This window comes from Mycobacteroides sp. LB1 (assembly GCF_013449725.1).
Classification (GTDB): Bacteria; Actinomycetota; Actinomycetes; order Mycobacteriales; family Mycobacteriaceae; genus Mycobacterium.
This window is the reverse complement of sequence record NZ_JACCFF010000007.1, coordinates 40,020-61,137: the sequence shown is the minus strand read 5'-3', so window position 1 is coordinate 61,137 and position 21,118 is coordinate 40,020. Positions and strand designations below refer to the sequence as shown.

Annotated in this window: 21 protein-coding genes and 1 tRNA gene; 9 read left to right on the top strand and 13 right to left on the bottom strand. The window is 64.9% G+C overall.

The window, feature by feature from the left end:
• Positions 1–205 precede the first annotated feature (205 nt).
• The 5 genes from MLB1_RS22065 to MLB1_RS22045 are packed head-to-tail and all read right to left on the bottom strand — an operon-like array spanning position 206 to position 4,368.
• Positions 206–1,153: a Ppx/GppA phosphatase family protein gene (locus MLB1_RS22065; protein WP_180751998.1), complete on the bottom strand. Its 948-nt coding sequence runs from the start codon at positions 1,151–1,153 to the stop codon at positions 206–208.
• Positions 1,147–1,626 (bottom strand): DUF501 domain-containing protein, encoded by a 480-nt coding sequence (locus tag MLB1_RS22060; protein WP_180751997.1) that lies wholly within the window; start codon positions 1,624–1,626, stop codon positions 1,147–1,149. The genes MLB1_RS22065 and MLB1_RS22060 overlap by 7 nt, the downstream gene beginning before the upstream one ends.
• Positions 1,623–2,276 (bottom strand): septum formation initiator family protein, encoded by a 654-nt coding sequence (locus MLB1_RS22055; protein WP_219603474.1) that lies wholly within the window; start codon positions 2,274–2,276, stop codon positions 1,623–1,625. Before MLB1_RS22055 ends, MLB1_RS22060 begins: the two co-directional genes overlap by 4 nt.
• A 29-nt stretch (positions 2,277–2,305) precedes the next feature.
• On the bottom strand, positions 2,306–3,598 hold the full coding sequence (eno, locus tag MLB1_RS22050; protein WP_180751996.1) for a phosphopyruvate hydratase: 1,293 nt from the start codon (positions 3,596–3,598) through the stop codon (positions 2,306–2,308).
• 50 nt (positions 3,599–3,648) lie between these two features.
• Positions 3,649–4,368, bottom strand: coding sequence for a hypothetical protein (locus MLB1_RS22045; protein WP_219603504.1), 720 nt, complete (start codon positions 4,366–4,368; stop codon positions 3,649–3,651).
• 220 nt (positions 4,369–4,588) lie between these two features.
• On the opposite strand from MLB1_RS22045, the gene efeU reads away from it, so the two are divergent.
• The 3 genes from efeU to efeB are packed head-to-tail and all read left to right on the top strand — an operon-like array spanning position 4,589 to position 7,903.
• Positions 4,589–5,494, top strand: a complete 906-nt coding sequence (gene efeU / locus MLB1_RS22040; RefSeq protein ID WP_180751994.1) for an iron uptake transporter permease EfeU — start codon at positions 4,589–4,591, stop codon at positions 5,492–5,494.
• Positions 5,491–6,651 carry an iron uptake system protein EfeO gene (efeO, locus tag MLB1_RS22035; protein ID WP_180751993.1) on the top strand — a complete coding sequence of 387 codons (1,161 nt, stop codon included), beginning with the start codon at positions 5,491–5,493 and terminating at the stop codon, positions 6,649–6,651. The genes efeU and efeO overlap by 4 nt, the downstream gene beginning before the upstream one ends.
• The gene (gene efeB, locus MLB1_RS22030; RefSeq protein WP_180752250.1) at positions 6,599–7,903 is read left to right on the top strand and encodes an iron uptake transporter deferrochelatase/peroxidase subunit; all 1,305 of its coding nucleotides are present in this window, start codon (positions 6,599–6,601) and stop codon (positions 7,901–7,903) included. Before efeO ends, efeB begins: the two co-directional genes overlap by 53 nt.
• Here the strand turns inward: efeB and MLB1_RS22025 are convergent.
• Together MLB1_RS22025 and mfd are read right to left on the bottom strand one after the other, a co-directional pair.
• Complete coding sequence (locus MLB1_RS22025; RefSeq protein WP_180751992.1) at positions 7,885–8,940, bottom strand: nucleoside triphosphate pyrophosphohydrolase; 1,056 nt, start codon at positions 8,938–8,940, stop codon at positions 7,885–7,887. The genes efeB and MLB1_RS22025 overlap by 19 nt on opposite strands.
• Positions 8,937–12,593 carry a transcription-repair coupling factor gene (mfd, locus tag MLB1_RS22020; RefSeq protein ID WP_180751991.1) on the bottom strand — a complete coding sequence of 1,219 codons (3,657 nt, stop codon included), beginning with the start codon at positions 12,591–12,593 and terminating at the stop codon, positions 8,937–8,939. The genes MLB1_RS22025 and mfd overlap by 4 nt, the downstream gene beginning before the upstream one ends.
• Positions 12,594–12,701: 108 nt before the next feature.
• Between mfd and lysA the strand changes: the two genes are divergently transcribed.
• Positions 12,702–14,048 (top strand): diaminopimelate decarboxylase, encoded by a 1,347-nt coding sequence (lysA, locus tag MLB1_RS22015; RefSeq protein ID WP_180751990.1) that lies wholly within the window; start codon positions 12,702–12,704, stop codon positions 14,046–14,048.
• Between the two features lie 54 nt (positions 14,049–14,102).
• On the opposite strand, the gene MLB1_RS22010 is transcribed toward lysA, so the two are convergent.
• The 6 genes from MLB1_RS22010 to MLB1_RS21985 all read right to left on the bottom strand — a co-directional run bounded on the left by MLB1_RS22010 (position 14,103) and on the right by MLB1_RS21985 (position 16,520).
• The gene (locus tag MLB1_RS22010; RefSeq protein WP_180752249.1) at positions 14,103–14,399 is read right to left on the bottom strand and encodes a hypothetical protein; all 297 of its coding nucleotides are present in this window, start codon (positions 14,397–14,399) and stop codon (positions 14,103–14,105) included.
• A 94-nt stretch (positions 14,400–14,493) separates the two neighbouring features.
• Positions 14,494–14,760, bottom strand: a complete 267-nt coding sequence (locus tag MLB1_RS22005; RefSeq protein ID WP_180751989.1) for a hypothetical protein — start codon at positions 14,758–14,760, stop codon at positions 14,494–14,496.
• Positions 14,761–14,890: 130 nt separating this feature from the next.
• A complete protein-coding gene (locus tag MLB1_RS22000; protein WP_180751988.1) occupies positions 14,891–15,130 on the bottom strand; it encodes a hypothetical protein in 240 nt (79 codons plus the stop codon).
• 104 nt (positions 15,131–15,234) lie between these two features.
• Positions 15,235–15,531, bottom strand: coding sequence for a hypothetical protein (locus MLB1_RS21995; protein ID WP_180751987.1), 297 nt, complete (start codon positions 15,529–15,531; stop codon positions 15,235–15,237).
• 95 nt (positions 15,532–15,626) lie between these two features.
• The gene (locus MLB1_RS21990) at positions 15,627–15,860 is read right to left on the bottom strand and encodes a hypothetical protein (protein ID WP_180751986.1); all 234 of its coding nucleotides are present in this window, start codon (positions 15,858–15,860) and stop codon (positions 15,627–15,629) included.
• A gap of 66 nt (positions 15,861–15,926) precedes the next feature.
• Positions 15,927–16,520: a TetR/AcrR family transcriptional regulator gene (locus MLB1_RS21985; protein ID WP_180752248.1), complete on the bottom strand. Its 594-nt coding sequence runs from the start codon at positions 16,518–16,520 to the stop codon at positions 15,927–15,929.
• A gap of 128 nt (positions 16,521–16,648) precedes the next feature.
• Here MLB1_RS21985 and MLB1_RS21980 point away from each other — a divergent pair.
• The 5 genes from MLB1_RS21980 to MLB1_RS21960 all read left to right on the top strand — a co-directional run bounded on the left by MLB1_RS21980 (position 16,649) and on the right by MLB1_RS21960 (position 21,009).
• Positions 16,649–16,720 (top strand) — tRNA-Gln (locus MLB1_RS21980).
• 15 nt (positions 16,721–16,735) lie between these two features.
• Positions 16,736–18,217 carry a bifunctional UDP-N-acetylglucosamine diphosphorylase/glucosamine-1-phosphate N-acetyltransferase GlmU gene (glmU, locus tag MLB1_RS21975; protein ID WP_180751985.1) on the top strand — a complete coding sequence of 494 codons (1,482 nt, stop codon included), beginning with the start codon at positions 16,736–16,738 and terminating at the stop codon, positions 18,215–18,217.
• Between the two features lie 161 nt (positions 18,218–18,378).
• Positions 18,379–19,365 (top strand): ribose-phosphate diphosphokinase, encoded by a 987-nt coding sequence (locus MLB1_RS21970; protein WP_180751984.1) that lies wholly within the window; start codon positions 18,379–18,381, stop codon positions 19,363–19,365.
• The gene (locus tag MLB1_RS21965; RefSeq protein ID WP_180751983.1) at positions 19,358–20,026 is read left to right on the top strand and encodes an LpqN/LpqT family lipoprotein; all 669 of its coding nucleotides are present in this window, start codon (positions 19,358–19,360) and stop codon (positions 20,024–20,026) included. The genes MLB1_RS21970 and MLB1_RS21965 overlap by 8 nt, the downstream gene beginning before the upstream one ends.
• A 56-nt stretch (positions 20,027–20,082) precedes the next feature.
• The gene (locus MLB1_RS21960) at positions 20,083–21,009 is read left to right on the top strand and encodes an oxidoreductase (RefSeq protein WP_180751982.1); all 927 of its coding nucleotides are present in this window, start codon (positions 20,083–20,085) and stop codon (positions 21,007–21,009) included.
• The last annotated feature ends 109 nt before the right edge of the window (positions 21,010–21,118 follow it).

Here is a 21,118-nt window from a genome sequence, read left to right as displayed (position 1 = left end):
CGCACCTAACCAAACATCCGCTGATCCGGGCTCGTGCGCGACGCTGCGCCTACTCAACTGACCGTTTACAGGACATCAACTGCCCGTTATTAGATCGTGTTGATATATCAACTGTCAGTTGATTTGATGATCTTGTCAACTGCTGGAACATGAAGACTGTCAACTTGTCACCCATGTCACACCATGGGCATTAAGCCGGAGTTAACTAGCGAAGAGACATCGCGATGCCGTCGAGGATGTCGTGCTCGCTGACCACCAGCTCGACGATTCCGGCACGGTCCGATAACTCACGCGCCAATTCCTGCACGACAATGGATCCACCGCCGATGACGTCGACACGCCCCTCGTGCATCGGCCCCAAGGCGGCTCGCTCCGATCGCGGCATCGCGATCAACGAGGACGTCACCTCGGCAAGACGCCCCAGCGGTACCCGCGACAGATGGATTGCGGCGGGGTCGTACACGTCCAACCGGTTCGCCAGTGCTGCCAGCGTGGTGAAGGTGCCTGCGACCCCGACCCAGGTTCGCGCCTCCTCGACCGGCACCGCGTCGAATGTGCGCACCAACTGCGCACGCACCACATCACGTGCCGCCTCAATCTCGTCAGCTGTGGGCGGGTCCGAATGCAGGCACCGCTCGGTGAGCCGCACACAGCCGATATCTGCCGAGAAGCTAGCCTTGACCCCGCCGACGTCACCGATCACCGTCTCCGTCGATCCGCCACCAAGGTCGACAACCACGAAAGGCCCTGCCGCCGAGTCCAGCTCTCCTACCGCGCCGGCGAACGACAGTGCTGCCTCCTCGGTGCCCGTGATGACCTCCGCGACCGCCCCCGGAACCACCGTTCCGAGCAGCTCTGCGGTCATCGTGAAGAACGCCTCACGATTGGGGACGTCGCGCGCAGCCGAGGTGGCTACCATGCGAACACGCTGCACCCCAATAGATTTCATCAGATCGGCGTACACCCCAAGCGCTATCCGGGTACGCGCGATGGCCTCCGGCGCGAACTCCCCCGTCGCGTCGACGCCCTGCCCCAAACGCACGATCCGCATCTCACGATGCACATCGGTCAACCGCCCTGAGTCGTCGACATCCGACACCAACAGCCGAATCGAATTGGTGCCGCAGTCAACGGCACCTACGCGCACTACCACTGCTCCGGAAGCACACCGGGAATGGTACCCGTCAGCTCTCGAATTGCCTCATCCCCCAAGGGATTTACCCCCGGCCCCATCGCGAGCGAATGAGCAATCAACACGTGCAAGCATTTCACTCTGTCGGGCATACCGCCTGCGGTGACCGCGGTTCCCAACGGCTCGATGACATCGCGCTCCGCGAGGTAGCTCTCATGTGCACGCCGATACGCCGCAGCCAGATCCTCGTCGGCGGCAAGGCGTTCCGTCATATCGCGCATCAACCCACTGGATTCCAGGCGGCTAGCCGCAGCCGTGATGGCCGGGTGCGTCAGATAGTAAAGCGTGGGAAACGGCGTCCCGTCAGGCAGCCGCGGAGCGGTCTTCACGACAGCGGGCTCACCGTTGGGGCAACGGAACGAAACTTCCAGCATTCCTCGCGGTGCTCGGCCCAATTGCCTTGTGACCGCAGCGATATCATCTTCTGAGATCACGAGCGTGGCGCCGGTGCTGAGGGTAGTGGGCTTCCCGTGTTTTCACCGGGGAGCGCCGTGGGCGAGTCCGCGATGTTGTGCCATAGGTTGGTGTACCAAGGATTGCCGTTATCCACCGGCCCCTGCCCCTGCGGCCTGGCGTCGACGGGGGTATTCGGCAGCTGCACCTGGAACGGCACCTCACCGGGCATCACGAACCCCAGCCGCTCACGCGCCTGGGCAGCGATGTAGGCGGGATCCGCCAGTCGTCGCTTCTTATCCTCAAGCGAGGAAATCTGGTCCCGCAGTTGCGCTTCCGCTGCCGCGAGCTGACTCCTCTCGGCCTGCTGCGAGAAGTAGGTGCGAACCGGGCCAGCCACGGTCAAGGTCAGTGCGCACACCACGGCGGCCAAGATGGCGGCCCGCCGCGCGGTGGACCCGAGGCGCTGCTCGGACTGCTGCTCGGCGCTGCGTTCGATCGACGCGGCCACCGCGCCGGTGGCCCCCGTCACCTTGGTTGCCTTAGCCGCCTTGGTAGGCGCCGCTGGGCCTGTCCGAGGGGCACCCCTGACGACCTTCTGCGCCGGGCGCTTCACCGGCGTCCGTTTACGCGCAGCGGGAGCCGGTCCCCGCGACCTACCGGACGCGGGGCGGCGTTTGGATTCAGCCATAGCTCGGCCTCAGCCCGTCAGCTTGTCCGCTAGTCGGACGTCTCGATCGAAAAGCGTGGGAATGCAAGGTCTCCCGCAAAGCGGGCAGCGTCCCCAAGAGTTTCCTCGATGCGCAACAGCTGGTTGTACTTGGCCACCCGCTCGCTACGCGCCGGGGCGCCGGTCTTGATCTGGCCGCTGCCCACCGCGACCGCCAGGTCGGCGATGGTGGTGTCCTCGGTCTCGCCACTACGGTGGCTCATCATGGTCTTGTAGCCACTGGCGTGCGCCAGCGTCACCGCGTCCAGGGTCTCGGTGAGTGTGCCGATCTGATTCACCTTGACCAGCAAGGCATTCGCGGCACCCCGCTCGATGCCTTCCTCCAGGCGCTCGGGGTTGGTGACGAACAGGTCGTCACCAACCAGCTGAACGCGATCACCGATCGCCGTGGTCAGCGCCACCCATCCGTCCCAATCGTCCTCCGACAGCGGGTCCTCGATGGATACCAGCGGGTAAGCGTCGAGCAGCTCGGCGTAGAACGCACCCATCTGCTCGGCGGTGCGCTTCTCCTTCTCGAAGCTGTAACCGTCAGCGGCGCTGTAGAACTCGGTGGCTGCCACGTCCAGAGCCAGCGCTACGTCCGAGCCCAGCTTGAGACCCGTCGCCTCGATGGCAATGCTGATCAAGTCCAGGGCGGCCCGCGTTCCGGCGACATCGGGGGCGAATCCACCCTCATCACCCAGACCGGTGGACAGGCCCTGCTTCTTGAGCACGGACTTGAGCGAGTGGTAGACCTCGGTGCCCCAGCGCAGCGACTCCTTGAAGCTGGGCGCGCCAATCGGCGCCACCATGAACTCCTGCACATCCACCCCGGTGTCGGCGTGGGCGCCGCCGTTGACGATGTTCATCATCGGCACCGGCAGGATGTGCGCATTCGGGCCGCCCAGGTAACGGAACAGCGCCAGGCCTGCCGAGTCGGCGGCGGCCTTCGCGACGGCCAGGGAGACGCCAAGGATGGCGTTGGCTCCCAGCCGTGACTTGTCCGGAGTGCCGTCGAGATCAAGCAGCGCCTGATCGATAAGGCGCTGATCATCGGCGCTCAGTCCGATGATGGCCGGGGCAATCTCGTCAAGCACGGCGTTCACGGCCTTGGTGACGCCCTTGCCGCCGTAGCGTGCGTCACCGTCGCGCAGCTCGACGGCCTCATGCTCACCGGTGGAGGCACCAGAAGGGACGGCCGCCCGCGCGAACGTGCCATCGGTCAGGACGACCTCGACCTCGACGGTCGGGTTGCCGCGTGAATCGAGGATCTCGCGGGCGCCTATCTGCTCAAGAATCGGCACTGTCTCTCCTTAGGGTGCACTCCGGTCGGGTCTCGAGAGACAGACTAGTGCTACGGCGACCCACCCTTGGCGTAGGCCGTGGCCCAGTCCCGCACCTGCTCGGCATACACATCGGACATGTTGTACGCCCATAGCGCCTTGATCCAGCCATCTGTCGTGCTCAGGTCGCCGCCGCGGGCGCACAGGTAACCGGCCGCCGACAGCGCCGCATCATCGATGCTGTCCGGGCTGGGCTCACCCTCCCCCGCAGCGCGGACACCGTAGATACGCCAGGTCTCCGGGATGAACTGCATGGGCCCCATCGCCCGGTCCTGATTCGGGTCGCCGTCCAACACACCCTTGTCGGTATCCGGAAGCTGCAGGTTTCCGTTGGACCCGTCCAGACGCACACCACGGATGGGCGGCAGCGCGTCGCCATTGGGTTGCAGTTCGGCGCCGTGATAGGTGCCGTTATGGCTCTCGACGGTGCCGATTCCGGCCAGCGTCGTCCATGCGATCTTGCAGCGCGGGTTCTCCCGCTCGGCAACCTTGGCGGCGTAGGCGTACGCCTCCAGGGCGATGACGGGAATTCCCGTCCGCTCCGCACGCGGTGTCGACCACTCGCGGAGCTGGTCGGCGGGACGGCCCTGGATATGTGCGGGCGGCGTCGCGATATCGGGCACCGCATCACCGGAAGGCGGCGGCACCCCCTGCGGTAGCGGCGTACGCCCACCCAATTGCCAGGAACAGCCCGCTGCCAGCAGAAAAGCCGACAGGGAGACGACGAGCAGGATTCGCACTAAGCGCACCGACAGGGAGCGCACGGCGAGGGACGACACGACGGAACTCCTAGACGGTGCGATGGATTGCCCCCATCGTCGCATGAGACGGTCACACTGCAGCGCAGCCGAGGCTGTCCCATCGCGTCCGAGCGTCCTTTTCGGGTAAGGTCAGCCGCACCTTGGCAAGCATTGGCTAGCCAAAGTCAAGTAGAGGAAAAGGACCCTGGACATGCGCAGCATCGGCGTCCTCGCTGACGGGCCGACAAACTTCTCGCAATATTTCAGCAGCGGCCTCATCGGACTGCGTGAAGGTCTTGAATGCGGGATCGTAGTGATGATCCTCATTGCATTTCTGGTGAAATCCGACCGGCGCGACGCGGTGCGGTGGGTATGGGTCGGCGTTGCCGCTGCAATTGCGATGACATTCATCGTGTTTGGTGCCATCCACTTCGGGAGCTACACCATCACCGGATTGGGCGCGGAGGCCATAGCGGGGGTGGCATCACTTGTTGCCGTGGCAATCGTCACCACCATGGTGCTGTGGATGCGGGCGGCTGCTGCCGGTATCGCCGGTGAGCTGAGGGCGGGTATGGCCAAAGCTCTCGAGGCGGGAGCGATGGCAGTGCTCGCGCTGTCCTTCCTCGCGGTGGGCCGGGAAGGGGTGGAGACCGCCCTGTTCATGGTCGCCTACACAGAGGCAGAGACGGCACGCCCGCTCATCGGTCTGGTTGCCGGATTCCTCGTCGCTGCCGCACTCACTTATGGCATGTACCGCGGCGCGGTACGTATCAACCTGAGCAAGTTCTTCAAGTACACCGGCGCCTTCCTGGTGGTCGTCGCAGCCGGAATCCTGTCCTACGGCATTGGCGCGCTGCAGACCGTGGGCTGGCTACCGATGCTGTCGCACAAGGCCTTCGACATCACCTCATGGTTCGACTGGAGCACCTGGTACGGCGAGGCGCTACGCGGAATCTTCAACGTGACGCCGACGCCGACCGTGCTGCAGCTGATCTGCTGGCTCACCTACTTGATCGTGGTCCTGGCGCTATTCCTGCGCCCCGTTGCCCCCAAAGCCTCTGTAACTAGTCCCGAAACATCTGAAGCAGTACTCGAATCCGAGAGGTCCACTCCATGAAATCAGCCCTCACCTGCGGCGCCGCCGCGCTGGTCCTCATCACCGGCGCCGCACTATCCGGCTGTACCGCCAAGGAACCCAAGTCCGAGGGCGGCGGTGCGGCCGCCGGGGGCCAGGAGATCACCGTCAGCGCCACCGATACCGGCTGTGAAGTCTCCAAGACCGAGGCCACCACGGGGCCAACGACTTTCAAGGTGACCAACAACGGATCCAAGGTCACCGAGTTCTACGTCTACGACAAGGGCGACCGCGCGCTCGGCGAGGTCGAGAACATCGGCGCTGGCCTGTCCCGCAAGCTCATCGTGCAGTTCAGCGAGCCCGGCACCTACCAGACCGCCTGCAAGCCAGGGATGATCGGCGACGGCATCCGCGGCGACTTCAAGGTCAGCGGCAACGCGGTCAAGCTGGACGCCGAGGGCAAGTTCAAAGATGCCACCGACCGCTACCGCGGCTACATCATCACCCAGGTCGACGCGCTCAGTGAGGCCGCCACCAAGTTCGTTGCCGCCGTCAAGGCCGGCGATATCGCATCGGCCAAGGCGCAATACCCGACCAGCCGCGTGTACTACGAGCGCATCGAACCCGTCGCCGAGGCCTTCCCCAACGACCTGGATCCGCGAATCGACTTGCGCGAGGCCGATGTTCAGCCCGGCGAAAAGTGGACGGGTTATCACCGGCTGGAAAAGGATCTGTGGACCACCGGGCTACAGCCCGATACCAACGCGATCGCCGATCAGCTGCTGAAGGACATCAAGGAGCTGTCTGACGGCGTGCGTGCCAAGGACTTCGATATCAACACCACGAAGATCGCCGGCGGTGCGCAAACCCTGCTGGACGAGGTGGCCAGAACCAAGATCTCCGGCGAGGAAGAGTTCTTCAGCCACACCGACCTGTGGGACTTCCAGGCCAATATCGACGGCTCACAGAACGCGATCGCGACCGTGCGACCCATCCTCGACGAGCGCAAACCTGAACTGGGACAAGCCATCGACAAGCGCTTCAAGGAAGTCGACGTGCTGCTCGGCAAGTACCGCAAGGGTGACGGATTCGTCTTCTACGACGCAGTGACCCAGGACCAGCGCATCGAGCTGGCGCATGCCATCGATGCGCTCTCCAAGGAGGTCAGCGAGGTGCAAGGTGTCATCGCAGGACGGTAGTGGGTTCAACCGCCGCAAGCTGCTGGGCGCGGCCGGGGTCACCGCCGCCGTCGCCGGCGCAGCGGGCGCCGGAGTGCTCGGCGGTCGCGCAAGCGCGGCCAGCACGGGAGCGGTCAACGTCAAGGTCCCGTTCCGCGGAGATCACCAGGCCGGGATCGTCACCCCGGCGCAGGACCGGATGCACTTCTGCGCCTTCGACGTCATGCCGAACGCCACCCGCGGCGAGGTCCAGGCGATGCTGCGCCAGTGGACAGATATGGCCGAACGGATGTCCCAGGGCCAGGAGACCACACCCGGTGGGGCGGTGGACGGCAATCCCTATGCCCCGCCGACGGACACGGGTGAGGCGCTGGATCTGGCCAGCTCCGCGCTGACGTTGACGATCGGCTTCGGCCCCTCGTTCTTCCGCAAGGACGGAGTGGACCGATTCGGAATCGCCGACAAGCTGCCGCAGCCGCTGCAGGAGCTGCCGAAATTCCGTAATGAGAAGCTCGACCCCGCCCGCTGCGGCGGCGATATCTGCATCCAGGCGTGCGCCGACGACCCGCAGGTCGCCGTGCACGCGATCCGCAATCTGGCCCGGGTGGGCTTCGGAACTGTCGCGGTCAGGTGGTCACAGCTGGGGTTCGGCCGAACCTCCTCTACCAGCCGAGCACAGTTGACTCCGCGAAACCTGTTCGGGTTCAAGGACGGTACCCGCAACATCAAGTCCGAGGACACCGGGAAGGTCGACACCAGCGTCTGGGTGGCCAAGGGCGACAATCCCGAGTGGATGACGGGCGGCACCTACCTGGTGGCGCGGCGTATCCGGATGCTGATCGAGAGCTGGGACCGCACGGTACTCAATGAACAGGAGCGGGTCATCGGGCGCTCCAAGGGATCTGGTGCACCGATCGGCCAGGCCGACGAGTTCGGGGCCATCAACTTCACGGGTGATAAGCCCGACGGGGAACCGCTGCTCGATGTGGACGCGCATGTGCGACTTGCTTCCGCCGAGGAACTGGGTGGTATCGAGATCCTGCGCCGCGGTTATAACTTCACCGACGGGTCGGACGGGTTCGGCCATTTGGATGCCGGGCTGTTCTTCATCGCCTTCGTGCGTAATCCGCAGACCCAGTTCATCCCGATGCAGCGCAAGCTGGCCACCGAGGACGCCCTCAACGAATACATCCTGCACACCGGGTCAGCCATCTTCGCCTGTCCGCCGGGTTTGGGAACCAAGGAGTACTGGGGTCAGGCGCTCTTCGGCTGATCTGAGTCCTCGGCCTCGTCCTCGTCGTGAACGTCCGGCTGCTGTTCCTCAGCGGTGATTTTTTGAGTTTTGGACCCGCCGACGCCGGGTTCTTTCGGCACCTGCAGCCAATGTGCTTGCCATTCCTCGGCACTCACCTTGCGTAGATCGCTGATATCCAGTTCCACCGCGACATCCTCGCCACGGCGGCCCGCCAGAATATCCTTCTCGGCACGCCGCACGGTATCCATGAACTCCAAGACGTCTGCGCGCAACTGGTTCTCGGCGTCGCCGTCGGGGTCGATCGTCACCGAAAGCAGCTGCCCAGGGATCAGCTCCACGGGCAGCCCGGCGGCCGTCACCCGGCCGAGCACCTTTTGAGTGAGCGCCAACGCCGGTTGACTGCTGGGGACACCGTCCAAACAGGAGTCGCGGTCCTTCTCCTCGGCCTTGCGCTCTTCCCATTGCGCCAGTTGCTCTTCCAGCGTGATCGAACTGGAATCCCCACCGGCACCAAGTATTACCGGGATGCGGTTGCCCAACTTATTCAGCAGCGTTTCGGCGATATCGTCGATGTTGAAGGGATGCTCGAGGGCATCCTCGGCGATGCGGGCATGGAAGAGTACCTGTAGCAGTACGTCCCCCAGCTCTTCGCGGAGCTCGTCGGCGTCGCCGGTGCGCACGGCGTCGAACAGCTCATAGGTTTCTTCGAGCAGGTACCGCCGCAACGAATCGTGAGTTTGGATGCCTTCCCACGGGCCATTGGTTCGCAGCCTGTCCATCACGGCCACCGCATCGATGAGCTTCTCACCCTGACGCGCGGGCGGTTCGATGACCTTGGCCCCGGCGTCGATCCGCGCCTTCACCTCTGGGTGGTTGCGGTCCGAGGACAGCAGCGCGGGAGCATCCTCACCGATGTACACCGGGCGCGCGGTCGAGAGCGTCCACGCCAGCCGGACCGGAAGCTCCTCGGTGTACTGCAGATCGCCGGCGAGCAAACCGATTGCCTCGACCGGGACCATCGAAGGATGGCGCGAGTCCACAAGGATGACAGTCATTTGCTCACCTCCACTGGTGTTATACCAACACTGCCCGCGGGACGCCCCGACAATGCCAGCACCAGATCGACGATCATGTGCACGAGCTCCAGGTCGCGGATCCGGTCCGAGCCCACGCCTCCGTCGCCAGAACGCGGGACTGGAACCTGCACAACGGAAGTGGTCGCGCGATACTGAGCGGCCGGGTGCAAACGTTTGAGCCGCAATTGCCCCGAGTCGAGCAGCGGCAACGGCTGTATTCGGATGTTGGTGCCGACCACCGAAAGATCGGTAATCTCCATCTCGCGGCATAGCAAACGCAACGAGGCGACGGCCACCAGTCGCTGCACCGGAAGGGGCAGTGGCCCGTAACGGTCGGTCAGCTCTTCCACCACCGCACCGATCTGTCCGGCATCGCCTGCGGCGGCAAGCCGGCGGTACGCCTCAAGCCGCAATCGGTCGCTACCGATGTAATCCGTCGGCAGGTGCGCGTCGACCGGAAGATCGATGCGCACCTCCTTGGGCTCCTCGGCGGTCAGCACCGTCTTCCCGTCAGCAGCGGCGCGATACGCCTCGACGGCCTCGCCGACAAGTCGGACATAGAGATCGAAGCCCACCCCGGCGACGTGACCCGATTGCTCGACGCCCAGCACGTTCCCGGCGCCACGAATTTCCAGGTCCTTCATGGCGACAGCCATACCGGCACCCAGATCATTGTTCTGCGCGATCGTCGACAACCTGTCGTACGCGGTCTCGGTGAGCGGCACCTCGGGGGAATACAGGAAGTAGGCGTATCCGCGTTCCCGGCTGCGGCCGACGCGACCGCGCAGCTGATGCAGCTGCGATAGACCGAAGATATCGGCCCGCTCCACGATCAGGGTGTTGGCGTTGGAGATATCCAGCCCGGTCTCGATGATCGTGGTGCACACCAGGATGTCGTACTCCCTGTTCCAGAATCCCTGGACGGTGCGCTCCAGCATCTCCTCCGGCATTTGACCATGCGCCACAACGACTCTGGCCTCTGGGACCAGTTGCCGCACCCGGGCGGCGGCGTTGTCGATAGTGCTCACCCGGTTATGCACATAAAACGCCTGACCATCACGCAGCAGCTCGCGGCGCAGTGCCGCCCCCACCTGCTTGTCGTCATGCGGACCCACGTAGGTGAGCACCGGGTAGCGCTCCTCGGGCGGAGTCAAGATGGTCGACATCTCCCGGATGCCGGCCAGGCTCATCTCCAGGGTGCGCGGAATCGGGGTGGCGCTCATGGTGAGCACGTCGACGTGGGTACGCAGCGCCTTGATGTGTTCCTTGTGCTCAACCCCGAAACGCTGCTCCTCGTCCACGACCACCAGGCCGAGGTCCTTCCATCGCACAGCGGTCTGCAGCAGACGATGCGTGCCGATGACGATATCGACTGAGCCGTCGGCCATTCCCTCGATCACCAGCTTCGAGGTGACCGGGTCGGTGAAGCGCGAGAGACCGGCCACCTTGATCGGGAACCCCGCCGTGCGATCGGTGAAGGTCTGTAGATGCTGGTCGGCCAGCAGCGTCGTGGGTACCAGCACCGCAACCTGCTTACCGTCCTGGACGGCCTTGAATGCCGCGCGCACCGCGATCTCGGTCTTCCCGTAGCCCACGTCGCCGCACACCACCCGGTCCATCGGAACCGGCTTCTCCATATCGGATTTCACCTCGGTGATGGCGGTCAGTTGGTCGACGGTCTCGACGAATCCGAAGGCGTCTTCCATTTCCCGCTGCCACGGGGTGTCCGGCGCGAAGGCATGTCCAGGCGCGGCCTGACGCGCCGCATACAGCGCGACCAACTCACCGGCGATCTCACGAACCGCCTTGCGCGCCTTGGTCTTCGTGTTGGTCCAGTCGCTACCGCCGAGACGGCTCAGGCCGGGCGACTCGCCGCCCACGTACCGGGACAGCTGGTCCAGGGAGTCCATTGGCACGTACAGTCGGTCGCTTTGTCCACCGGCGGCGGCAGCGCCGCGCTTACCCGACGCGTACTCCAGCACCAGGTACTCACGACGGGCGCCGCCGACCGTCCGTTCCACCATTTCCACGAATCGCCCGATACCGTGCTGATCGTGCACGACGAGGTCGCCGGCGGTGAGGGCGAGCGGGTCAACCTGGTTGCGGCGCTTGGCCGGTAACCGCTTGCCGTCGGTGGCGGCCACCCGACTGCCGGTCAGGTCCGTCTCGGTGACGATGACGATCTTGGCTCCCGGCAACACCACACCGTCGGTGAGGTGCCCGCGCAGCACACCGACCACGCCCTCGGCGGGCTCCGCGCCGGGCTCCAGCAGTGTTGCGGGCGTTTCCGTTTCGGCGAGCTGCTCCATAATCCGGTGCGTGGTGCCCGCACCGGCGGCCACCACCGCCGCACGTCCGCCCGTCATCACATGGGCACGCAGCATTGCGAAGATTTCCGCCGCGCCCTCCTTGTGTCCACGCGAGGACGGTGACGGCCGCACCGCCAGCGCGACCGCCCGATCGTCATCCATGCTCAGTGGACTCAGCGACCACCACGGATGTCCGGCGCCATCGGCGCTACGCCTGACGTCATCGAGCTCACGGAATCCCGAATCTGCCAGCGCGGCAATATCAATCGGTGCGTCGGAACCTATCGCGGCGACCGACCAGGACGCCTCCAGAAACTCCCGGCCCGTGCGCTCCAGGTCCGCCGATCGGGTCCGCACCTTCTCGGGATCGCAGATCAGCACGGGAGCGGTATCGGGCAGATGATCGACCAGCATGGTGAGCTCACCCGAATGCAGCACGGGCAGCAGTGATTCCATCCCGTCGACGCAGATGCCGTCCGCCAACTTGGCCAGCATCTCCCCCACTCCGGCCCCGATCCGGTGCTCATCGGGTAGATCCCCGGAAGCACGCGCCACGGCGGCCAAGGCAGCGGCCCGGGCACGCACTGGTTCGGTGAGCAGCAGTTCGCGACAGGGCATCGCGAGCACGGAGGTGACCTCCAGCTCGGGGATCGATCGCTGGTCGGCGACCGCGAAGTAGCGCATCTCGCTGACCTCGTCGCCCCAGAACTCGACACGCACCGGATGGTCTGCGGTGGGGCTGAAGACGTCGAGAATGCCGCCGCGCACCGCGAACTCGCCGCGACCCGCCACCATGTCCACGCGGTTGTACGCGAGCTCGACCAGGCGGGCGATCAGTGCGTCGAATTCCGATTCGGCGCCGACCGTGAGCTCCACCGGCTCCAGATCGAACAGCTCGGGGGACATCGGCTGCAGCAGCGAGCGAATCGTGGTGACCACGACTCGAAGCGGCGGCCCCATCCGGGCATCCTCCGGATGCGCCAGCCGATGCAGCACCTGCAACCGCGCACCTACGGTGTCGACACCAGGCGACAACCGTTCGTGCGGAAGCGTCTCCCAGGAGGGCAACAGGGTCACCGCATCGCCGTACACATCCCGCAGTTCGGCGGTGAGGTCCTGCGCCTCTCGGGTGGTGGCCGTCACAACCAGGACGGGTGCATCGCTGGCATCCGCCATCCCCGTCACCACGAATGCGCGGGCACAGGAGGGCGCTGTCAGATCGAGGCCGGTCTTGGCGGCGAGCGCCGGGGCGAGAACATCGAATGCGGGATCCCGCAAGGCTGTCCGGATCACCCCGGCGAGAGGCGGGGGTGTCGCAGTCATGATGGCAGCCATTCTACGGCGTCCAGAAAACGCCAATTTCCGACCCACCGACGTCAAGGCCGCGTCAAGAAACTCCGCAGGGGGTCGCCACCGGCGCACGGTGGAGGCATGACACTTCTGGACATCCTGCCGTCCTTACATAATGTGGCGCGGCCACGCGTCGACCCGGCCGTTTGGCCGGTGACCACGCACCTGGATGAGCAGGGCCGGATGTGCGTCGGAGAGACGGTGCTCTCGGAGATCGCCGACCAGTTCCGCACCCCCGCCTACGTGGTCGACGAGGAGGACTTCCGCTACCGCGCCCGTCGCTATCGCAGCACACTGCGCGAGGTCGAGGTCGCGTACGCCAGCAAGGCGCTGCTGACGGCCGATATCGCGCGGTGGGTGGCGCAAGAGGGTCTGTCGTTGGACGTCTGCTCCTCCGGAGAGTTGGCCACCGCCCTCGCGGGCGGTTTCGATCCGGAACGAATCATCATGCACGGCAACGCTAAAACTCCCGATGAACTCAGTGACGCGGCCGCAGTGGGTGTCGGTCGGATTGTCGTCGACTCCTACACCGAGATCATGTTCCTGGCGACTCGGCTGTCGAAGCGCCAGCGGGTGCTGGTGCGGGTAACCCCTGATATCGACATCCACGGGCATGCCGCCGTGACGACAGGAGTCACCGACCAGAAGTTCGGGTTCCCGCTGCATGGCGGGCACGCCATCGAGGCCGTCCGCCGTGTGCTGGACCAGCCGATGCTGGACCTGGTGGGACTGCACTGCCACATCGGCTCACAGGTCACCGACTGTGCGCTGTACGGCGAGACCATCCGCCGCATGATCGCCGCGATGGCAGATATCCGCGCCAAACACGGCGTCATCCTGGGTGAACTCAATATCGGTGGCGGCCACGGTGTTCCTTACCGCTCGGGCGACCCCGAACTCGATATCGCCGAGCTACGCGATTTCATCGACGACGCGCTCGACGCCGCCTGTGCCGCAGAGCGCTTCCCCCGTCCGCGTGTCGTGGTGGAGCCCGGCCGCGCCATCTCCGCACGCGCGGGGGTCACGCTGTACCGGGTGGTGTCGGTGAAGACCCAGCCGGGCGGGCGCACCTTCGTCGCCGTCGACGGCGGCATGAGCGACAACCCCCGAGTTTCCCTCTACGACGCGAAGTACAGTGTTGCGCTGGCCAATCGGCATCCCTCTGCCCCACCTCAGTTGGTGACGGTGGCCGGGCGGCACTGCGAATCCGGCGACGAGATCGCCCGCGATGTCAGCCTGCCCTCTGATGTGCATCCCGGCGATGTGCTCGCGGTGGCCTGCACCGGTGCGTACAACCACAGCATGGCCTCGTCCTACAACCTGGTCGGTCGTCCCCCTGTGCTCGCGGTGCGCGACGGGCGGGTGCGTGAGCTGGTACGCCGCGAGACGATCGCCGATCTGCTCGCGCGGGACTGCGGCGCGCGTTAGGGCCAGCGACCGGACTAGTCAGCCCGACCGTTAGCGAGTCCTCGCCACATTCGGCTAGAGCGCGGCACCGCTCTTGGTCGGCGCCACCGTCAACGGCGGTGCCGGGATATGGGCCGTCGGTGTTGAGTGGAGCTCGGCATCACCGGGCTCGGAACAGACCTGTTCACCCGGTTTTGGCGCACTGCACTTCTCGTGCCCTCCAGACGGCGGGACAACTGCGGTCGGGAGGGAGCAGGCGGCTGCACCGGGTGCGCATGGGGGATCGGCATTCGACACCCCAACTGCGAGCGGCATACCGATAGTGACACCGGCGGCCACCAGCAATGCCGCACGCCGTACCAGCAGAGACATCATGAGACGACGATAGGTCCGCCTGCCTCATCTAGCCATCAGACCAGCGCTTTACCAGTCGGTTCACAGCTCATTGCCAGCCGCGCACCATGGCTCAGGGGTGGTTACGCGCCTCACCCGGAGCATTTATCATCTGCCACGGCGGAATGTTGGCCTGCGGAACCTGCGGAACATTGTTCGGATTTGGCGCGGAGTGCAGCTCCGCATCCTCGTGCACCGGCGCCGGAGTGGGCGCCTGGCACATGGCCGGATCAGCGCACGGCTGCTCTGCCCCTGCGACCGGGGCCAGCACCGCGGGCGTGACGACCAACGCGGCGGCGGCCGCTCCGGCCACCATCCATCGCATTACTACTGATGCCATGACAAGCACCTCGCCCATCGATCAACCCCAGGGTTTCACTGTAGGCGTTTTTCGCATGTCATACAGCTAGTTCACAGCTTTTTCGAACCTACTGAACAGATTTACGCGCATACCTCCCCCGATAACCACCTCACAGGTTGTCGGGGCGCACCGGAACGTCGGGCGGCGTCGGCAGATCGGCGGGGTCAGGCCACGACCGGAGTTCGGCGTCACCCGGACTGACGCAAACCTCCGCACCAGTACGCGGCTGCGTGCAATTCCCGTGTCCTCCGTGAGCGACACTCGCCGGACCCGCTATCTCAATACCGACAGGAACAGCCGTAAGCAGACCCGTCGCCACCAGCGCCATGGCATATCGAAGGCCAGGCATGGAACAACACCCCTTAGATGCTTAGATTTCCTAACAAGTCAAAATTAGACTCGTTAGGATCCGAAAGCAACCATTGAGGGCGGTGTCGCCCTGGTTTCTACTGGTTAGCGGCCCATGCCGGGATTACCGAAAACCATCCAGGGCGGAGTCTCGGCCTGTGGCACCGGTGGGATGTCTGCCGGGTTCGGCGAAGAATGCAGTTCCGCGTCCCCCGCACGGGTGCACACCATGTCGTCGGGTCCACCGTTGCAACTCTCGGGGTTGGGCGGCTCGGATTGACACATCGCCGGGTCCGCGCACTGCGGATCGGCCGCGGCAACCGAGGCCAGCGACACGGGCAAAGCGCCCAACGCGGCGGCGGCGGCCCCAGCCACAACCCATCGCACAACTACTGACGTCATGACAAACACCTCACCTAAGTGGTCAACCCCAACAAGTTAAATTCTAGGTGATCGATGCATGTCACGCACTGCTTCGACCCGACTGCGCCATTCCGTCACGGGATCCAGATACCCGACCCAGAGCCGCCGACAACCAACCACGGCGAGGCCTGCGGAACCTCCGGTATGAACTCACGGTTCGGTGTCGAATGCAGTTCGGCATTGCCCGGTTTCACGCACACCCGCGCGGTCAGCGGGCCGGTGCACTCGTCCGCCAGCGCAGCGGGCGCACCGAACAGGCCGAAGCAGATCGCGGCCGCCGCACCAAGGGTGAGACGTAAACCCGTCACAACCGACCGCCTCCTTCACGAACCACTCGTTATGTCGAACGGTGTGGTGCTCCCGAATGTTCCTGCTCACTCATCCTGGAGCTGCGGATCGGCTTCCAAATGCTTCAGGCCATGCCAGCACAGGTTGACGATATGAGCCGCCACCACTTCCTTCTTGGGCTCCCGGGCATCCAGCCACCACTGGGCCGTCATCGACACCTGCCCCACCAACGCCTGGGCGTACAACGGCGCCATCTCGGCGTCCAAACCGCGGCGCTGGAAGTCGCCCGCGAGGATGCTCGACACCTGGCTGACCGCATCGTTGAGCAGGCTCGAATACGTCCCCGAGCTCACCCCGGGCGGCGAGTCCCTAATCAGGATCCGGAAGCCGTCGGTGCGGTCCTCGATATAGCTCAGCAGGGCCAACGCCACCTGTTCGAGTCGCACCCGTGAGCGATAACTCGTCAACGACGAGGTAATGCCGTCCAGTAGCACCGACATCTCGCGGTCCACCACGACGGCGTAGAGCCCCTCCTTGCCGCCGAAGTGCTCGTACACCACGGGTTTGGACACCCCGGCTCGCTGGGCAATCTCCTCGATGGAGGTGGCCTCGTACCCGCGTTCGGCGAACAACGTCCGCGCCACATCGATCAGCTGGCGGCGCCGCTCCGAACCGGCCATCCGGACACGAGGAGTCCGTCCGGGGCCATCGGACTTGTTAGGTACCGCCATGTGCCATCACTTTCTCGGCCCCTCGACGGCCACGTGGCCGAGCTCGGTGGTCGACTACAGTCTTCATTCTGTAGCAGTCCGTCGTGGTGTAATCGGCAGCACCTCTGATTTTGGTTCAGATAGTTCAGGTTCGAGTCCTGGCGACGGAGCAGTAAGGAACAGAAATGCCAGACGAAACCGCTGTCATCGTGCTGGCGGCGGGTGCCGGCACCCGCATGTGTTCGGATATCCCCAAGGTGCTGCATACCCTCGGCGGCCGCTCCATGCTGGCACATTCGGTACATGCCGCCGCCAGCGTGAATCCCGCGCATCTGGTGATCGTGTTGGGGCACGACCGCGAACGCATCGCCACCGCCGTAGACATCCTCGCCGAATCGCTCAACCGCACGATCCACGTCTCCGTGCAGGAACAGCAGCTCGGCACCGGGCATGCCGTGGCCTGTGGCCTGCAGGCTTTGCCCGCGAATTTCCGCGGCACCGTCATTGTCACGTCCGGCGATATCCCGTTGCTCGACGGGAACACGCTGGCGGAGTTGATCAGCCGACATACGGCCGAACCCGCCGCCGCCACGCTGCTGACCACCACGCTCGGCGACCCCACCGGCTATGGACGCATCCTGCGCACGCAGGACCGCGAGGTCATCGCGATCGTCGAGCAGACCGACGCCACCGACAGCCAACGTGCCATCGGCGAGGTCAACGCCGGGGTGTACGCCTTCGACATCGAGCCGCTCCATGCCGCATTGGCTCAGCTGCGCTCGGACAACGCGCAACATGAGCTCTACCTGACCGATGCCGTCTCGATCATCCGCCAGAGCGGAAAGGTGGTGCACGCCAACCATGTCGACGACAGCGCCCTGGTGGCCGGCGTCAACGATCGCGTGCAGCTGTCCGAGCTGGGCGCCGAGCTGAATCGGCGGATCATCCGCCACCATCAGCGCGCCGGAGTCACCATCGTCGACCCGTCGAGCACCTGGATCGATGTCGATGTCCGGATCGGTCAAGACGCCACCATCGCACCCGGTACCCAGTTGCACTCGCAGACCGTGATCGGCAGGCACTGTCACATCGGCCCCGACAGCACCCTCATCGATGTCACCGTTGGCGACTCGGCAACGGTGATCCGCACCCACGGCCAGGGCGCCACCATCGGCGCGCGATCGGTCATCGGGCCTTACACCTATCTGCGGCCGGGCACGGTGACCGGCGAAAGCGCCAAGCTCGGCGCGTTTGTCGAGGTCAAGAACTCCACGATTGGCCGGGGCACCAAGGTGCCGCACCTGACCTACGTCGGCGATGCCGATATCGGCGAGCACAGCAATATCGGGGCGTCCAGCGTGTTCGTCAACTACGACGGAGAGACCAAGCGGCGCACCGTGATTGGCTCGTACGTGAAAACCGGCTCGGACACCATGTTCGTGGCCCCGGTGACCGTCGGCGACGGTGCGTACACCGGAGCCGGGACGGTCATCCGCGAGGACGTGCCGCCGGGCGCACTGGCGGTGTCGGCCGGCACGCAACGCAATATCGAGGGCTGGGTGACGCAGAAGCGCCCGGGTAGCGATGCAGCCAAGGCCGCCGAACAGGCCACCGGCCCGGCCGAGCGCGCAAGTACGCACACATCCGTCGACAACAGTGGTGCGTAATTGCGCGCTCGCGGGGAGGGGTTTCGACACCTGGCGTTCAAATTCCGGCAACCCACTCCCGGGCAGCCGGAAAAGGTCCGTACCATTACCCCGACGAGGCGGTACCCGACCCGCCCTCGTCAAAGCCCACGATACGACCTACCAAGAGGACTAGCTGCGCCGTGAGCACCGACTGGACGGATAACCGCAAGAATCTGATGCTGTTCTCGGGTCGTGCGCACCCTGAGCTGGCCGAACAGGTCGCCAAGGAGCTCGACGTCGAGGTGACCGCGCAAATAGCGCGAGATTTCGCCAATGGCGAGATCTTCGTGCGGTTCGAGGAATCGGTACGCGGCTGCGACGCGTTCGTCCTGCAGTCACATCCGGCGCCGTTGAATACCTGGCTGATGGAACAGCTGATCATGATCGATGCGCTCAAGCGCGGCAGCGCCAAGCGGATCACCGCGATCCTCCCGTTCTATCCCTATGCCCGCCAGGACAAGAAACACCGCGGCCGCGAGCCCATCTCCGCTCGCCTGGTGGCCGACCTGTACAAGACCGCCGGTGCTGACCGCATCGTCACCGTCGACCTGCACACCGACCAGATCCAGGGCTTCTTCGACGGCCCGGTGGACCACATGCGCGCCCAGTCGCTGCTGTGCGGGTACATCGCCGAGCACTACGTAAGCAACGGCGAGGACGTCGTGGTGGTCTCCCCCGACTCCGGCCGTGTGCGCGTCGCCGAGAAGTGGGCCGACTCGCTGGGTGGCGTGCCGCTCGCCTTTATCCATAAGACCCGTGACCCGCGGGTCCCCAACCAGGTCAAGGCCAATCGCGTCGTCGGTGACGTGACCGGTAAGACCTGCGTCATCACCGACGACATGATCGACACCGGTGGCACCATCGCCGGAGCGGTTGGACTGCTGCACGAGGCAGGCGCCAAGGACGTCGTGATCGCCGCGACGCACGGTGTGCTGTCCGATCCCGCCGCCGAGCGTCTGGCCAATTGTGGCGCCAGGGAGGTGCTGGTCACCAACACGCTGCCCATCGGCGAGGAGAAGCTCTTCCCGCAGCTGACGGTGTTGTCCATCGCCCCACTGCTCGCCAGCACCATCCGCGAAGTCTTCGAGAACGGTTCGGTAACAGGACTTTTCGACGGTAATGCGTAGCGCCGCACTGGTTGCCGCGTGCCTGATGGCGCTCACGGGAACCGGGTGCGGATCGAAACAACCTGAACCGCAAGCCGTTTCATCAGACGGCTCGGCATCAAACAGCCCGGCATCGAGCAGCTCGGCTGCACCCACCAGCACTGCGCCGACTTCGATGAACGAATACCTGCAGAGCCTCGGCGTCAAGGTCATCCCGTTGTCACCGGATGCCGTCGCGAGTATCCGCATCGAGGTGCCGCTGCCCGCCGGGTGGGAGAATCTCGGCCCGCTCGATCCCGCCTACCTGATCACGGACAAGCCCAGCGATGCCGATCAGGGAAGAACACCAAGCGCGGTGATCTACCTCATCAAACTGGATGGCCCGCTCGATGCCCGCAAGGCGATCACCGAGCACGGCTTCGCCGACGCGCAGAACACCCAGAACTTTCAGAAGATCTCCTCATCCCTCGAGGACTTCCAGGATTATCCGTCGGCCGCCATCGAAGGCACCTACGACAACCAGAACGTGCGTGTGCACGCGTGGAACCGGGACGTCATCGTGCCCGCTGGCCCGATCCACTACCTCGTGCAACTCACGGTGACGACGACGGAGGCGCAGTCCGCGGCGCTGGCAAAGGATGTCGCCGCCCTCACCGAGGGACTGAGAATCACGAAGCGTTGAGGCTCCGGACAAACACGAGCTGATCCAAAAAGGCATCGACTTCGGTCTCAAAGGTCATGATCTCGACGTTATCTCCGGGAAGCCTTAGGGTCGCTGTCGTGAGCACATGGACCGCCAAGGATCTGCCGTCGTTCGAAGGTCGCACCGTCGTCATCACCGGAGCCAACAGCGGACTGGGCCTGGAGACCGCACGCGAGCTAGCCCGAGTCGGCGCCCACGTCGTCATGGCGGTGCGTAACACCGAGAAGGGCAAGGCCGCCAAGGCTTCGATCGACGCCACCAGCACCGGCAGCACCGAGGTGCGCCAGGTCGACGTCGCCGATCTGGCCTCGGTACGAGCCTTCGCCGATACCGTCGACAGCCTCGACGTACTGGTGAACAACGCCGGCATCATGATGGTCCCGCACACCACGACAGTCGACGGCTTCGAAAACCAGATCGGCACAAACCATCTCGGTGCGTTCGCGCTGACCAACCTGTTGCTGCCCAAGATCACCGACCGGGTGGTCGCGGTGGCTTCGGTGGCACACCGCGCCGGAAGCATAGACCTGACCGACCTCAACTACGAGCGCCGTCGGTACACCCGCACCGGGGCGTACGGTGCATCCAAGCTGGCCAACCTGCTGTTCACGAGCGAGTTGCAACGCCGCCTCACCGTGGCGGGATCGCCGGTGCGTGCGGTGGTCGCTCATCCGGGTATCGCGGCGACCGAACTGCAATCTCACAGCGGGCACCCGATCTTCACCTTCGCCCTCAAGGCCGGGAACCTCTATGCGCAGGACGCCACACACGGTGCGTTGACGGTGCTCTATGCGGCATCGCAAGACCTGCCGGGCGATACCTACATCGGACCCGACGGCCTCTTTGAGGCGAAGGGATACCCCAAGAAGGTCGGCCGCAGCGGCAAGGCCAAGGATGCGGCCACCGCTCGCGGGCTCTGGGACCTGTCCGAGCAGCTCACCGGGGTATCCTTCCCGTCCTGATTGGCGTTCCGAACCCGCGCTGGGCTACTCTGAGCGGGCTGTCACGGCGAGGGTGGGTCCTTTTACCCACCGTTATCGACGGGATCATGAGCATCATCGTGATGTCCTT

Coding starts and splice junctions, on each gene's coding strand:
- MLB1_RS22055 (WP_219603474.1), bottom strand. CDS start 2,276: ATGGCTGAATCCAAACGCCGCCCCGCGTCCGGTAGGTCGCGGGGACCG.
- efeU (WP_180751994.1), top strand. CDS start 4,589: ATGCGCAGCATCGGCGTCCTCGCTGACGGGCCGACAAACTTCTCGCAA.
- efeO (WP_180751993.1), top strand. CDS start 5,491: ATGAAATCAGCCCTCACCTGCGGCGCCGCCGCGCTGGTCCTCATCACC.
- efeB (WP_180752250.1), top strand. CDS start 6,599: ATGCGCTCTCCAAGGAGGTCAGCGAGGTGCAAGGTGTCATCGCAGGAC.
- MLB1_RS22025 (WP_180751992.1), bottom strand. CDS start 8,940: ATGACTGTCATCCTTGTGGACTCGCGCCATCCTTCGATGGTCCCGGTC.
- mfd (WP_180751991.1), bottom strand. CDS start 12,593: ATGACTGCGACACCCCCGCCTCTCGCCGGGGTGATCCGGACAGCCTTG.
- lysA (WP_180751990.1), top strand. CDS start 12,702: ATGACACTTCTGGACATCCTGCCGTCCTTACATAATGTGGCGCGGCCA.
- MLB1_RS22010 (WP_180752249.1), bottom strand. CDS start 14,399: ATGTCTCTGCTGGTACGGCGTGCGGCATTGCTGGTGGCCGCCGGTGTC.
- MLB1_RS22005 (WP_180751989.1), bottom strand. CDS start 14,760: ATGGCATCAGTAGTAATGCGATGGATGGTGGCCGGAGCGGCCGCCGCC.
- MLB1_RS22000 (WP_180751988.1), bottom strand. CDS start 15,130: ATGCCTGGCCTTCGATATGCCATGGCGCTGGTGGCGACGGGTCTGCTT.
- MLB1_RS21995 (WP_180751987.1), bottom strand. CDS start 15,531: ATGACGTCAGTAGTTGTGCGATGGGTTGTGGCTGGGGCCGCCGCCGCC.
- MLB1_RS21985 (WP_180752248.1), bottom strand. CDS start 16,520: ATGGCCGGTTCGGAGCGGCGCCGCCAGCTGATCGATGTGGCGCGGACG.
- glmU (WP_180751985.1), top strand. CDS start 16,736: ATGCCAGACGAAACCGCTGTCATCGTGCTGGCGGCGGGTGCCGGCACC.
- MLB1_RS21965 (WP_180751983.1), top strand. CDS start 19,358: ATGCGTAGCGCCGCACTGGTTGCCGCGTGCCTGATGGCGCTCACGGGA.
- MLB1_RS21960 (WP_180751982.1), top strand. CDS start 20,083: ATGATCTCGACGTTATCTCCGGGAAGCCTTAGGGTCGCTGTCGTGAGC.